Annotated in this window: 1 protein-coding gene; it reads right to left on the reverse strand. The window is 42.7% G+C overall.

The window, feature by feature from the left end; all coding sequences use genetic code 11:
• Positions 1–447, reverse strand: a 447-nt coding sequence (locus GPK81_RS14975) for an RNA-guided endonuclease TnpB family protein (RefSeq protein WP_215707306.1), incomplete at both ends; no start/stop codon positions are given.

The raw sequence follows: 447 nt of genomic DNA on the forward strand, positions 1-447 counted from the left end.
AGCATTTGAGCGTGGTTCCGGTTCAAAATCAACATTTAAAACCGCAAAATATTTTCCAGCCGGTGTGTGCTCAATGATCACGTGATTAATCTTTTCCACTTCCATCGACTGCCGTATTTTAACAAATCCAAGTTTCGGAAGTTTGATATATCTTCCCACAATACGAATATTATCTTTTTGATTTACCGTTCTGTATGACTGGAACCGGTTATGTTTACTTTTGAAGGTTGGATAGGAAGCCCGTTTCTCAAAGAAATTCACAAATCCCCGGTCGAGATCCCGCAAAGACTGCTGTAATGCAATGGAATCTGCTGCTTTCAGAAAGGCAAACTCCTCTTGCTTTTTCAGTTCAGTCAGCATGGCGGAAGTCTGGGAATAGCCGATCTTTTCCCCATTTTCATAGCCTTCCTTACGCATGGCAAGTCCCCGGTTGTAGATGAACCGGCA

The organism is Blautia sp. MCC283, assembly GCF_018785565.1.
Lineage (GTDB): Bacteria > Bacillota > Clostridia > Lachnospirales > Lachnospiraceae > Blautia_A.